Annotated in this window: 12 protein-coding genes; 4 read left to right on the top strand and 8 right to left on the bottom strand. The window is 61.9% G+C overall.

The window, feature by feature from the left end; genetic code table 11:
• Positions 1-102 precede the first annotated feature (102 nt).
• A complete protein-coding gene (ispH, locus tag GbCGDNIH6_RS09340) occupies positions 103-1,068 on the bottom strand; it encodes a 4-hydroxy-3-methylbut-2-enyl diphosphate reductase (RefSeq protein ID WP_072563676.1) in 966 nt (321 codons plus the stop codon).
• Positions 1,069-1,483: 415 nt separating this feature from the next.
• Between ispH and GbCGDNIH6_RS09335 the strand changes: the two genes are divergently transcribed.
• The 3 genes from GbCGDNIH6_RS09335 to GbCGDNIH6_RS09325 all read left to right on the top strand — a co-directional run bounded on the left by GbCGDNIH6_RS09335 (position 1,484) and on the right by GbCGDNIH6_RS09325 (position 3,597).
• Positions 1,484-1,795, top strand: coding sequence for a hypothetical protein (locus GbCGDNIH6_RS09335; protein ID WP_125911037.1), 312 nt, complete (start codon positions 1,484-1,486; stop codon positions 1,793-1,795).
• A 123-nt stretch (positions 1,796-1,918) separates the two neighbouring features.
• A complete protein-coding gene (locus GbCGDNIH6_RS09330; RefSeq protein ID WP_198355745.1) occupies positions 1,919-2,755 on the top strand; it encodes a pentapeptide repeat-containing protein in 837 nt (278 codons plus the stop codon).
• A complete protein-coding gene (locus tag GbCGDNIH6_RS09325; RefSeq protein WP_072563675.1) occupies positions 2,752-3,597 on the top strand; it encodes a DUF1194 domain-containing protein in 846 nt (281 codons plus the stop codon). Before GbCGDNIH6_RS09330 ends, GbCGDNIH6_RS09325 begins: the two co-directional genes overlap by 4 nt.
• On the opposite strand, the gene GbCGDNIH6_RS09320 is transcribed toward GbCGDNIH6_RS09325, so the two are convergent.
• The 6 genes from GbCGDNIH6_RS09320 to GbCGDNIH6_RS12655 form a co-directional block, all read right to left on the bottom strand.
• Positions 3,505-4,029 carry a hypothetical protein gene (locus GbCGDNIH6_RS09320; protein ID WP_072563674.1) on the bottom strand — a complete coding sequence of 175 codons (525 nt, stop codon included), beginning with the start codon at positions 4,027-4,029 and terminating at the stop codon, positions 3,505-3,507. The two genes, GbCGDNIH6_RS09325 and GbCGDNIH6_RS09320, sit on opposite strands and share 93 nt — an antisense overlap.
• Positions 4,030-4,168: 139 nt before the next feature.
• Positions 4,169-4,684, bottom strand: coding sequence for a F0F1 ATP synthase subunit B family protein (locus GbCGDNIH6_RS09315; protein ID WP_072563673.1), 516 nt, complete (start codon positions 4,682-4,684; stop codon positions 4,169-4,171).
• Between the two features lie 15 nt (positions 4,685-4,699).
• Positions 4,700-5,356: a F0F1 ATP synthase subunit B family protein gene (locus GbCGDNIH6_RS09310; RefSeq protein WP_072563672.1), complete on the bottom strand. Its 657-nt coding sequence runs from the start codon at positions 5,354-5,356 to the stop codon at positions 4,700-4,702.
• 7 nt (positions 5,357-5,363) lie between these two features.
• Entirely contained in the window at positions 5,364-5,588 is a 225-nt protein-coding gene (locus tag GbCGDNIH6_RS09305; RefSeq protein ID WP_011632568.1) for an ATP synthase subunit C family protein, read from the bottom strand.
• A gap of 53 nt (positions 5,589-5,641) precedes the next feature.
• Complete coding sequence (locus GbCGDNIH6_RS09300; protein ID WP_011632567.1) at positions 5,642-6,397, bottom strand: F0F1 ATP synthase subunit A; 756 nt, start codon at positions 6,395-6,397, stop codon at positions 5,642-5,644.
• A gap of 16 nt (positions 6,398-6,413) precedes the next feature.
• Positions 6,414-6,737 (bottom strand): AtpZ/AtpI family protein, encoded by a 324-nt coding sequence (locus GbCGDNIH6_RS12655; protein ID WP_408874867.1) that lies wholly within the window; start codon positions 6,735-6,737, stop codon positions 6,414-6,416.
• A 267-nt stretch (positions 6,738-7,004) separates the two neighbouring features.
• Here GbCGDNIH6_RS12655 and GbCGDNIH6_RS09290 point away from each other — a divergent pair, with 267 nt between their 5' ends.
• The gene (locus GbCGDNIH6_RS09290; RefSeq protein WP_232449783.1) at positions 7,005-7,565 is read left to right on the top strand and encodes an ankyrin repeat domain-containing protein; all 561 of its coding nucleotides are present in this window, start codon (positions 7,005-7,007) and stop codon (positions 7,563-7,565) included.
• Between the two features lie 52 nt (positions 7,566-7,617).
• Here GbCGDNIH6_RS09290 and GbCGDNIH6_RS09285 read toward each other — a convergent pair whose 3' ends face one another.
• The gene (locus GbCGDNIH6_RS09285; RefSeq protein WP_072563671.1) at positions 7,618-12,189 is read right to left on the bottom strand and encodes an AAA family ATPase; all 4,572 of its coding nucleotides are present in this window, start codon (positions 12,187-12,189) and stop codon (positions 7,618-7,620) included.
• Positions 12,190-12,196: the final 7 nt, after the last annotated feature.

Genomic DNA, 12,196 nt, shown 5'->3' with positions numbered 1-12,196 from the left:
GGTGCGGTGCGGCCTGTAACAGGAGAGAAATAAGAAGGGTACAGGGTATGGCATGCCATACCCTCAGGAGAAGAATTTAATGTTGGCTGGAATAGGCGTCGTTCAGTCGCACAGTGGCGCGGGCAGCTTGAACACCACATCCTCACGGGTTACGCGGCGTTCCTCAATATCCAGATGATAGCGTTCGCTCAGCCGGTCCAGTAGCTCGTCAACCAGCAGTTCAGGAGCGGAGGCCCCGGCGCTGATCCCGACGCAGTTGACGTCGTTCAATACGGTCCAGTCCAGCGCGCTGGCATTGGGCAGCAGAATAGCGCGCGGCGCACCGGCGCGTTCCGCCACCTCCCGCAGGCGCTGGCTGTTGGAGGAGTTGGGGCTGCCGATGACCAGCACCAGATCGGAATCCTCGGCAATTGCCTTGACGGCAGCCTGTCGGTTGGTGGTGGCGTAGCAGATATCCTCGCGCTTCGGCCCCTCGATATCCGGGAAGCGGCGGCGCAGCACGGCGACGATCTCGGCCGTATCATCCACGGACAGGGTCGTCTGGGTGATAAAGGCCAGCTTGTGCGGATCCTGCGGCTGAACAGCTTCAGCCTCTTCCGCATTCTGCACCAGCGTCATGGCGCCGGGGGGAAGCTGGCCCATGGTGCCGACCACTTCCGGATGTCCGGCATGGCCGATCATCAGGATATGCAGGGAATCGGGACCGCCCCCGGCATAGTGGCGCTCTGCTTCCCGATGCACTTTGCTGACCAGCGGGCAGGTGGCATCAAGATAGGACAGGTCGCGCGCCTCGGCATCGGCGGGCACGGATTTCGGGACGCCATGGGCGGAGAAAACCACATGGGCATGTGGCGGCACTTCCTCCAGCTCCTCGACGAAGATGGCGCCTTTCTTTTCAAGGCTTTCGACCACATAGCGGTTATGGACGATTTCATGACGGACATAAACCGGCGCACCATAGCGCTTCAGGGCTTCCTCCACCACGCGGATGGCGCGATCGACACCGGCGCAGAAGCCGCGCGGGCCAGCCAGCAGGATGCGCAGAGAGGGTTTATCGGTCATGAGCATTCACCGGCATGAGTCCAAGGAAAAGCCGCAAGCCCATCACGGACCGCAGACCGAGAGATAGAGAAGCTGCCGTTGCATCGCAACTCCGCCTGACCGGGGTGGAGAACATCCCTTGTCTGCGTACCGACTTATCTTGTCACCGTTGCAGTCGCGCCACCAGATCCGTCCCTTTGGGGATGTGCTTTGGGTGCATCATCCGGGCGCAAGCATATCAGGAATGGCTTTCGTAATCTTTCAGTGATTCTCTTGCAACAGAAGGGGGATCGTTGCGTTATGCGATACGATCGTTCCTGTCCCGCTCAATGTAGCCAATTGCACCTTGGGAATGGATGGGCTGAAAATGTTCCCGGCCTGTAGGATCGGGTTCTCTTCCTGTCGGATTCTCTGACCGGTTGCTTACAAGGAGATGGTTTCCATGCTGAATCGTCTGACGAAAGCTTTCATTTTTGCTGGTGGCATGACTGCCGGTGTGGCGATGCTGGGTCTGCCTGCACAAGCCCATGATGCTGCAAAGCATGGTGATACCAAGGCAGCCGCCCACCATGCGCACAAGGATTTCAAGCATGCCGGCACGTATGGCACTGCCAAGGAAACGGAAGTTGATCGCCTGAACCAGCAGAGCCTGCAGGCCGCCCAGAAGGGCGTCGCCGATGTTCCGGCTGGTACAACGCCTCCGGCCGCTGCCGGCGTTCCGGACACCGGCACCAGCACGGGCGTTACAAAGTAAGACGCCGCTGGATCAGAACACGAAAAACCCGGTAGGCTGTTCCTGCCGGGTTTTTCTATTGGCAGGCCCGCCGGTTTTGGGGTCGGTGACGGACTTGGCCGTCTTTCCACCGGAACAATGGCAATGGGCAGAAGTCGATTATCAAGATATGGCCTGAATGTCTGCCTGGCGCTGGGTGTGATGCTCCTGTCTGCTCCGCCCTGTCATGCCGCTTCCCTGCCTGAAAATTCCAGAGACCCGTTGCAGGCTGACATAACCGTCCGGCAGATAGTGCGTGCGCTGCTGCGCGCCACGGATGCCCATCCGGCACAGCTGAACAACCGGGTGCTTTTCGAGCTGGATCTGTCAGGGCTGGATTTCCATCATGCCCAATTGTCCGGTAGCAATCTGTATGGTGTGAACCTGACGGATTCCAATCTCAGCGGTGCCGATCTGCGTGGGGCCGTGCTGGATCACAGCGTCATCACCCGCACCCGCTTCAGCCATGCCGATTTACGCGGGGCCAGCCTGTTTATGCTGGCCGCATTCTCCACCCTGGATCCGCTGGCATCGGAAAGCCCCCGATTTGATGGGGCTGATCTGTCAGGAGCGCGGCTGATCGGGCGGCTGAATCGAGGGGATTGGCGCGGGGCGAAGCTCGTCGGAGCGCAGTTTCAACTCGATAATCGTATGATCGGAGCTTTTCCAACCGATCTTTCAGGCTGTCGGATGGATGGGGCCGATCTGAGCCGTGCCAATCTCGACGGCGTGATTCTGGAATTTACCCATTTCCAGGGGGCCCGACTGATTCATACTTCCCTGCGCCATGCCCATCTGGCCGGGGCCGATTTTTCGGGTGCGGATGTGACAGGCGCGGATTTTTCCGGCGCTCATCTGGAGGGGGCGCATTTTGATGGTGCGCGTGGTCTTGATTCAGCAAAGGGACTGCCAGCGCAATTCCGGACTGTAGCGTATCCATGAGACGATTTTTATCTCCCGGCCTGCTGCGGCCGGTGATGACGTGTGCGGTGTTGGCGGTCATGGCTCTGTTGTCCTCATCTCACTCCCCGTCTGTGGATGCTGCAACACCCAAGGCCGACCTGGCTCTGGTGCTGGCGGTGGATGTCTCCGGCTCAATGGATACCAGCCGCTACGTCCTGCAAATGGAGGGCATCGCCCGCGCTCTGGAAGACCCCGCCGTTGTGACCGCGATGCTGTCGGGGCGGCATCGTTCTATGCTGCTGGCGGTTGTCGAATGGGCGGACAGGCCCGTTCTGTCCGTGCCATGGACATTGATCACCGGTCAGGCGGATGCCAATGCAGTGGCTGCCCGGATTCGTATCCTGCCCCGTGTTCCAGGCGATTTCACCTGTATGGCGCAGGCCCTGCGGATGATTTCTGACAAGACCCTACCCTCCATGCCGGCGCAGGTGGAGCGCGTCGTGATTGATGTTTCCGGCGATGGCCATGACAATTGCAACAGCAGCCCTGATGTTCCCACCATGCGGGACATGTTGGCTGGCGATGGCGTGACCATCAACGGTCTGCCTATTCTGGAGGGAGATGAGGCCACGACCCTGAAAGGCTGGTATGCCAGCCATGTCGTCGGAGGGCCGGGAGGCTTTCTGGTGCCTGCAGAAAGTTTCCGGGAGTTCGGCGATGCCTTCCGCCGGAAATTTACCCGCGAAGTCAGCGCTTTGCCTGTGCCTGAATCATTGGCTCTGACGGCTTTAGAAAAACAGAAAATGGTGCGGGGGTTCGGCGCAGGCTTTCATGAAAGCCTGCTGGCTGAGCAGTTTTCCCATCGCATCCTGCACCAGTAAGCCCTCATTGGCGGCCAGTGTGGCGGGATTGAGCAGAACAGGACCATCCAGGTTGGTGGCTGTACTACGTCCTTCATAAAGCTTTTTCCCGGTTGCGCGGTCGAACAGAGACACGCCCAGTGCGATCCGCCCACCGGATGATGTGACATCCCATTGCAGCACGGTAAGCCGCATGACCAGCCGTGCCGAGTCGGGCTTGGCTTCGGACAACAGATTACGCGCCGCCAGTGCCTGCAGGGCGGCTTCTGCCACCGTGGCAGCCTGTGAGGGTGTGGCACCGCTGATGGGAGGTAGCATCGCTATATCGGCCGGACCTTCAGCCGCGAGCGGCGCACCCGGCGGATGATAGGGGCCTTCGAAAGGGTTGAGTGTATCGCATCCCGCGCAGCAAACTGTCAGGAGCAGGGCGATAAGAACTCTGGTGCATTTCATGTAGGCTATCGTTCACAGCCAGCGTTCATTGTCGAGTAACCGAGCTTAACAGAGTTTAGGGGTTATCCTGCGGACATGAAAAAAGCCACCGATGAGGGTGGCCTTTTCCAGCATCAATATTGTTCAGAACGCGCTGCAATCAGGCTGCGCGCAGAGCCTGCGGCAGTTTGCTGATGGCGGAGTCGATCAGCGCTGCATCGGCGTAAGGGCCGAATTCACGTGCCAGAATGTCCTTAGCGGCACGGCTGGCAATGTCGGCGGCGGCAAAGCGGACTTCATCGACGGCAGCCTTTTCGGCGGCGGCAATGCGGTCATTGGCCATTTTCTCACGGCGACGGATGCTCGCTTCCGCATCGTCACTGAGCGCCTTGGCAGCCCGGGCTGCTTCCGCATGAGCGGATTCCAGCAAACGTTTTGCTTCGGCCAGAGCCTGTTCCTTGCGGCGGCGGGCATCTTCCAGCATGGCCTCGGCCTCACGACGGAGCTTGCGTGCTTCGTCGAGGTTCTGACGCACTTCGTCAGCGTAGCTGTCAAGCTTGGAGGTCAGGACCCCCCAGATTTTCCGGCCGAACAGCACGAAGAACAGAACAAAGGCAACGGCCACCCAGAAAACCGGATGGTGCCAGGGAGCGCCGCTGAGTTCATGAGCCTGCATGGCGATCCTCCGATATTAGCTGCGGGCGGCCAGCGCCTGACCAACAGCCTGTTCCACCGCATCCTGGGCGGGAAACTGGCCGGTCAGCCGGGCAATCAGGGCCTGTGTCGTGTCGGTTGCAACATCACGCAACGCGCCCATGGCGGTATCGCGGGAGGAAGCAATGCGGGCTTCCGCATCGGCAAGCTGCCGTTCCAGACGCGCATGCGCCTCGGCGGCTTCCTGCTGTGCCTTGGCCTTGGCGGCCGAGACTGCTTTTTCGATTTCAGCCTGGCCTTCAAGATTGGCACGCCGGATGGCGTCGTTCATCTCTTCCACGGCGGCGTTGGCTTCTGCCTTTGCCAGATGGGCGGAGTCGAGATCGCCCATGATGGAGGCATTACGGTCGTCCACCACCTGGCTGACCTGGGGCAGGGCCCATTTGGACAGCAGCAGATAGAACGCAAGCAGGATAAGGGCCATCCACACCACCTGACTAGTGGTCAGCGGATTGGCAAAATTCAGCTGAGGCATCCCCTCATGCTCGGGACTGTCAGGGTCCATTGCATAAGCGATAGCCGGCAGCGTGCTCAGAACTGTTACGACAGTCCCGAGCAACACTTGACGGTACCCGGCGCGGCAGGCGCGAAGGGCGCCGTCGCGCGCGGTCGTCACGATCCCGCCCCGGGTCATCACTGGATCAGGCGAACAGGATCAGGAAGGCGATCAGCAGCGCGAACAGCGCCACGGCTTCCGTCAGGGCGAAGCCGAGAATGCCGATGCTGAAGACCTGGTCGCGGGAAGACGGGTTGCGTGCGACGCTGGCGATCAGAGAGGCGAAGATGTTGCCGATGCCGAGGCCGACGCCGGCGAGGGCGATAACAGAGATACCGGCACCGAGGGCCTTGGCGGCTGCGACGTCCATGGGTTCAGTTCCTTGCTTGATATGAAGGGGCGGAGATCAATCTGCGCGTCTTCTTAGTGCAGATGCACTGCGTCGTGCAGATAGATACAGGTGAGGATGGCGAACACATAAGCCTGAAGGAACGCCACCAGCAATTCGAAGCCAACGAGGGTCACGTTCAGTGTCATCGGCAGGAGTGCGGCGAAATAGCCGAACGTACCCAGAGCGCCGATCAACAGAAACATGAACGTGGCAAACACCTCGAACATCACATGTCCGGCCACCATGTTGGCGAACAGACGGATGGACAGGCTGACCGGACGAGACAGATAGGAAATGATTTCAATCGGCACGATGATGGGTGCCAGCGCCTTCGGCGCGCCCGGAGGAAAGAAGTAGGAGAAGAAGTGCAGGCCGTGATAGCGCAGGGCCACCGCCGTCACCAGCACGATCACCAGAACTGCCAGACCGCCGGTCACGGCAACATGGCTGGTATAGGTGAAGAAATAGGGGAACAGGCCGAGCAGATTGCCCATCAGCACGAAGAAGAACAGTGTGAAGATGAAGGGAAAGAACTTTTTCCCTTCATGTCCGATCTGCTCGATGCACAGGCCCATGATGAAATTATAGGATATTTCGACCAGGGATTGCAGGCGCCCAGGCACTACGGCACGCTGGCGCATGCCCAGTGCGATGATTCCCAGGACGATAGCGGTGCCCAAAACCATGATTTCATTGGATTGGGTAAAATTCACCAGCCCGCCAATCGGGCCAAGGCCGTGATGCAGCCTGAACTGGCCGAGCGCGTCGATCGTGGGTTCTGCCGCCACCTTAATGCTCCATCACCTACCGCCGCCCGTGGGTGGCGTCACCTGCTTCGCTTTGGCCTTGACCGGCTGGCATACGGCGCAGGGTGCGCCATACGTTGAGAATACCGGCCGCGCCTCCCATCAGGATGAACAAAATCAGAAACAGGGGCATCGTACCCAGCCAGCGATCCAGAGCATATCCGATGGCGACCCCGACAATCAGTGCGGACACGAGGTCAGCACCGATTCGCAAGCCAATACCCATGGCAGAAGGGCCAGGGCTGCCATCAGGGGCTTGAAGCACGGAAGTCGGGTTCTGCCCGTCTGTCCCAAGGCCCTGTCTGTTTCGTGCCGCATTCAGTCGCTGCGGAAAGGAAGTTCCCCGGGATGATCCCCCGGAAGTCGTTTCCTGACCTGGCTGCGACTCAGGCTGCCTGTTCTCGTTCATATCCATCCTCGACAAGTCGCCTTGTCGGAAGGCGACGGCTAGCTACCGGTGGGTAGGGGGAGTGTCAAGAAGCATGGGCTGTTTAGATGACGATTGCATCACCAGAACGGTCTTTTTATCCACTTTTCTTTCTCAATGTGCCTTATAAGCATTCACGATCGTAATTCGGACCCGTATTTCATGACCCAGCTGCGGCCGCCCTTTCCCGTTTCATCTATTCGTATTCCTGATCAAAAGGACACGGATACATCTCTTTCCCAGGAGCAGCTGGAAGCATTGTTCTATGGCGCAGTGCGGGAAGGCCGTGTCGATATGATCGAGGCATTTCTCGATTCCGGTATGGACCCCAACCGTCCGGATGCACGAGGTTTCCCGCCTCTGATTCTGGCCACCTACAACGGGCAGATTGAGGCAGGAGCCTTGCTGTTACGGCGTGGTGCGGCAGTGAATGCCGCGGATGCCAATGGCGATACGGCCCTGTCCGGTGTGGCGTTCAAGGGTGACGAAGGTGCGGCGCGCATGCTGCTGGAGGCAGGCGCCACGGTCGATCATCGCAATGCTGCCGGCCGTACCCCGCTGATGTTCGCGGTGATGTTCGGGCGTGAAATGATGGTGCGCCTGCTGATGGCGCATGGCGCTGATCCTGATCTGACAGATACGGAAGGCACTTCGGCGCGTGGTATCGCCAAGGCGCAGGGCGGTCAGGCTATGCTTGCCGCACTGGAACGGCGGGATTCCTGATGTGACCGGCATTCCTGATGTGAGATGAGTGAAGAAGGGGAGGCTGCGGAGATTATTCTGCGGCTGCCGCTTCTTCTCCCTCGACCATGGCGGCGGCGCGATGCAGATCGACGCTCAGCAGGCGGGAGATACCTCTCTCCTGCATTGTGACGCCATACAGCCGGTCCATCCGCGCCATGGTCAGATGGTGGTGCGTGACGACCAGAAAGCGCGTGCCGGTTTCCTGCACCATATCGGCCAGCAGCATACAGAACCGCTCCACATTGGCGTCGTCCAGTGGCGCATCCACCTCGTCCAGCACGCAGACAGGGGCGGGGTTGCAGCGGAACACTGCGAAAATCAGCGACAGAGCTGTCAGTGCCTGCTCTCCGCCGGACAGCAGTGACAGTGTGGCCAGTTTCTTGCCCGGCGGCTGGGCATAAATCTCCAGCCCGGCTTTCAGGGGATCATCATCGCCGACCATGGCGAGATAGGCCTTGCCGCCCTCGAACATGCGGTTGAACAGGGCCTGAAAATGCGTGTTCACTTTGGTGAAGGTGGCGTTCAGGCGTTCCCGTCCCTCCCGGTTCAGATGCCCGATCGAACCGCGCAGCTTGGCGATGGCGGTGCCGAGTTCTTCTTTTTCCCGATCGATTCCGCCGATGCGGGTTTCTACATCTTGGGCCTCGATCTCGGCGCGCAGGTTGACCGGCCCCATCTCCTCCCGTTCTCGCGAAAGCCGTTCCAGCTTGCGGCGGGCCTTGTCCTCCGCCATGTCGGACAGTTCGGGGGGGATGGCTATGTCTGACGGCAGCGATGCTCCCACGCCGAGCCGCTCCTCGATCCGCTCCTGCACCGCGTGGTGGGCGGTCTCAGCCTGTGCGCATTGCCCGTCCAGACGCAGAATCGCCTCCCGCGCCGTGGCGAAATCCGCATCGGCCTGCCGTCTGGCCTCGCCTGCTTCCCTGTGTGCGTTCTCTGCCTGACGCAGCCTGTCGGCGGCCTGTTGGTGGGTTGTTTCCGCTTCTTCCAGCGCGCTGCGCGTATCTTGCATCAACCGTGCAGCCTGTTCGGGACGGTCTGCCAGCGTATTGGCTTCCGTCAGCAGGGCCTGATGCCGCGTACGGAGTTCCTCGACATGGCGGGCGGCAGTATCGGCCCGCATCTGCCAGTCCGCACGTTCCCGGAGGAGCGTTTCCTGACGGGACGTAATCCTGTCCGCCTCGTTCCTTGCCATATCCAGCCTGACGCGGGCGGCAGCAAGGCTGCTCTGAGCCGTGGCTGAAGCCTGCCGTGCGGCTTCCGCGGCTTCCTGAAGGCTGGCAGGATCGTCCATAGCATCACGCCGCTGGCGGTGCAGGATCAGGGCGGCCTCGGCTTCCTGCCGGTCCGTTTCGGCCCGTTCGGCCTGCGGCTGGATGGCAGCCAGGCTGGCTTTGGTATCTGCGGCGCGCGCTTCCAGTGCGGCGAGGGCGGCTGTGGCGCGGTCGCTGGCGCTTTCGGCTTCCTGCCTTGCAGTACGCAGACGGTTTTCTTCGGCCAGTGTCTGATCCAGCGCGGCCTTTGCAGCATCCCTTGCCGCCGTCAGGGTTGCAATGTCCGGACCGGACTCAACAGCAAGACGGGCATCCTGCAAGGCAGCCTGAGCGGCCTCCCGCTCAGCGCGCAGCCGGTCCAGTTGGGGAGACAGCGCACCCAGACGACTTTCTGCCTCCATGGCCCGTGCGGACAGGCGGGCGGCTTCTTCCCGTGTAGTCTGCACGGTGCGATCGGCATCGCGCCGCCTTGCCGCGGCATTGTCCAGTGCTTCCCGGGCCTGTTGAAGGGTCGCGGCCGCTGCCTGAGCCTGCTGTCGCATCTGTTCCAGCGGCGGAAGGGAAGCCAGCAAAGCGGCTGCTTCCTGCTCGGCCTGTGTCGCTTCCTGATACTCTGTTTCCAGACGGGCGCGACGGCTGGCGAGGGCGGTCAGATGGCTTTCGACATGCTCGCTGGCAGCCGCCATGGTGGAATGGGCAGCACGGGCTTCGGCAGCCTGTTTCTCGGTCTGCTGGCGGTTGCTGCGGGCAGCCTGTTCGGCGCTGATGGAGGCTGCTTCCTGCTGCTGTGCAAGCGCATAGGCTTGGGACGCTGCCTCAGCCGCCTGTTTGGCCTGCGCCAGAGCATCCTGAGCTGTCAGCAGGCGATTGCGCTGGGTCAGACGCAGGGCGGCGGCACCGGGTGCCCCGGCGGCCATGCAATGCCCGTCCCAGCGCCAGAGCGCGCCGTCGCGGGAAACGAGGCATTGACCGGGATGCAGTCTGGATTGCAGCGACGGTCCCGTCGCCGGATCGGTGATGATACCGATATAGTCACAGGCAAGGCGTAGCGCGGCGGGCGGGTCCATCAATGAGGACAATGGCACTGTGCCGGCCGGTAAAGGCTGCATCCGGTCCGGTGCTGCCGGCAGGCTGCGCCAGAAACGATCGGCGGCTTCATCCAGTGCGCTGTCCAGCGCATCCCCCAGCGCGGCACCGACAGCGCGTTCCAGCCCCTCCGGCACAGGCAAAAGATCGGATACGGGCTGAAAACCCCCTTTGGCCGTGTCATCGTGACGCAGCAAGGCGGCAAGCCCATCAACCTCTGCTTGCCACCGCCCGAGATCGGCCTGGGCGGTGGCATGGGTCTCACGCGCTTGCTCATGTGCGGCGCGGGCAGCGATCCGGGAGGTTTCGGCGGATGCCAGGGCCTGCTCGCTGATGGCCAGAGCCTGCTCAGCCTGTGCCAGCGCTGTTTCTGCCGCGATACGGTGCTCCATGGGCGGGAGGGAGGCTTCTGCTCTGGCCTGTTCCTCCATAACGGATTGACGTTCTTCTTCGATCTGTGCAGCGCGGCGGGTGCTCTGTCCGGCGGCGAGGGTGGCACGTTCCCGGTCGCTGCTTGCGGTTTCCATGGCACGCTGTGCTTCGGCATGGCGTGCCGACGCCTGTGTCAGTGCAGTTTCTGCTTCTTCCTGTCTGATCCGTGCCGTTTCAAGCGCGGCGGCTGCAGCTTCGGCTGTCTGTCTGGCGTCCTGCAGCGCGCTATCTTCAATCCGTTGGTTCTGAGCAGTGGCGTGATCGCGTTCCAGAGCCTCGGTCTGGGCGGCGATGTTTTCGGCCCGGCTGCCTGCATCTTTCAGAGCCATATCCGCCTGGCTGCGCAGGGCCTGTGCATCGGCCAGTATGCGGCGTGCGGCTTCGTAGCGTTCCGCCAGCGGTGGACGGGCGGCTTCCACCTGCTGCAGAGCGTGGCGAGCCTCTTCTACAGCCAGCCTTGCCGCGGCGGCGCTCTCCTGCGCGGTGGTGAGGACGGATTCTTTCACCAGATTGGCACGCGCCTCCGTCAGCGCGGCGGAGAGACGGGCATGCTCTGCATTCACCACCTGCAGACGGTGTTCGGCGGCGGCGCGATCAGCCTCGGCGCTTCTGGCCTGGGCCATGCCCTCTGCGGCCCGGGCGGTGGCGAGATCGGCAGCCTGCGCCAGCCGGCCTGCTTCTTCCTCCAGAGCGGTGACGTCCCGCTCTGCCTCTTCCTGTCGGGCAGGCAGAGCGATCAGAGTATCACGCAGCACCTGTTCTTCTGCGGCCAGTCGTTCGAGTGCCACAGTCGCATCGTTCAGGCTGGTGTCGCCGTGATGCAGATCCTGTTCCGCCTGATGCAGACGCGCCTGCGCCTGATCGAGTGCGTTGCGAGCCTGTTCTTCGGCCTGCATCTGCCCTTCCATGGCGATGCGGCGGCGCTCGAGGGCCGTACGGGCCACGGCTTCGGCCTCGCGCAGAGCGGGGAGTGCCTTATCCGCCTCGAAAGCTGCGATCGTGGCGGCTTCTGCTTGTTCTTCGGCTTGCCGGAGCGCAGCGCGGGCTTCATCACGCGCCGTGGAGGCCTGATCCAGCGCCGCCATGGCCCGCGCTTGCAGCAGGCCCAGCCATTCCAGCTCCGCCTGCCTGACGAGGCCGGAGATATTGCGATACCGGCTGGCCTGTCGTGCCTGTTTTTGCAGACCGCCGAGCTGGTCCTGCAACTGACCGCGTAGTTCCTCGGCGCGTTCCAGATTGGTCTCGGCCTGCCGGAGCTTCAGCTCCGCCTCATGCCGTCTGGCATGAAGGCCGGTGATGCCGGCGGCTTCTTCCAGAATGGCTCTGCGCTCTTCCGGCTTGGCGTTGACGATGCTGCCGACCCGCCCCTGACTGACCATCGCGGAGGAGCGGGCGCCGCTGGCCAGATCGGCAAACAGGGTCTGTACATCTCTGGCCCGGACCTCGCGACCGTTGATGCGATAGGTGCTGCCGCCGCCACGTTCGATCCGGCGGCTGATTTCCAGTTCCGGCACCTCCCCAAAAGGGGGCGGAGCCTGACCGGCGACATCTTCCAGCGACAGCACCACCTCTGCCAGATTACGGCTGGAGCGATGGGCGGTCCCGGCAAAGATGACATCGTCCATCTCCCCGCCGCGCAGGGCACGGGCCGAGTTCTCCCCCATGGCCCAGCGCAGTGCTTCCACGACATTGGATTTCCCGCATCCGTTCGGACCCACAACACCTGTCAGACCCGGCAGGATCTCAATGGATTGCGGGTCGGCGAAGCTTTTGAAACCGGCAATGCGGAGGCGGGAGAAGCTGACAGGCATGGGGGCT

This window comes from Granulibacter bethesdensis (assembly GCF_001889525.1).
In the GTDB taxonomy this organism is placed as follows: Bacteria; Pseudomonadota; Alphaproteobacteria; order Acetobacterales; family Acetobacteraceae; genus Granulibacter; species Granulibacter bethesdensis_C.
This window is presented reverse-complemented; position numbering and strand designations above follow the sequence as displayed.